1 pseudogene is annotated in these 268 nt (G+C 78.7%); it reads right to left on the bottom strand.

Features of this window, described 5'->3' with window-relative positions:
- Positions 1-268 (bottom strand): annotated as a pseudogene (locus tag GTW40_RS09795) (hypothetical protein); the annotation flags it as partial.

Here is a 268-nt window from a genome sequence, read left to right as displayed (position 1 = left end):
GGTGGCGGTGGCGCTCGGTGTGGGCGACGACCGGCAGGACGGCGAGCGGGGAGTCGGCCGGGGCCTGGGCGGCGGCGCGCTCGGCCAGGTCGTACGCCTCGTGGGACTCGGGGCGGGCGGTGCCGGGCCGTTCGGCCAGGGCGGCGACGATCAGGTGGTGACCGTGGTGGTGCTCGGGGTGGCGCAGCCGTAACTCGGCGAAGGCGCGCCACAGCTCGGGCTCGGGGCCGAGGGCGCGGGCGAGCAGGAGCAGGCCGAGCCAGGGGGT

Origin of the sequence: Streptomyces sp. SID4985, from assembly GCF_009863025.1 — a bacterium.
In the GTDB taxonomy this organism is placed as follows: domain Bacteria; phylum Actinomycetota; class Actinomycetes; order Streptomycetales; family Streptomycetaceae; genus Streptomyces.
Note: the sequence above shows the minus strand (reverse complement) of the source record. Positions and strands in the feature narration are given on the sequence as shown.